Annotated in this window: 1 rRNA gene; it reads left to right on the top strand. The window is 45.7% G+C overall.

Annotated features, from left to right (window positions below):
• Window positions 1-143 precede the first annotated feature (143 nt).
• A 5S ribosomal RNA gene (rrf, locus tag H3U97_RS11375) occupies window positions 144-223 on the top strand; the annotation flags it as partial.

Genomic DNA, 223 nt, shown 5'->3' on the forward strand with positions numbered 1-223 from the left:
CTTAACCTTACAACTCGGAGTTGTTTTGGGTACGCGAAGATAAAGATAGATTAATAGATAATCGAACAGTTTGTTCCGGATTGAGGGATTGATGTGGATATGAGATAATGCACAGCAATTGAGAGAAGAGAAGACAGGATATGTCTGGCGGTAATAGCGCGGTGGTCCCACCTGACCCCATGCCGAACTCAGAAGTGAAACGCCGTAGTGCCGATGGTAGTGT

Source organism: Gilliamella sp. W8128, from assembly GCF_016100545.1.
In the GTDB taxonomy this organism is placed as follows: Bacteria; Pseudomonadota; Gammaproteobacteria; order Enterobacterales; family Orbaceae; genus Gilliamella; species Gilliamella apis.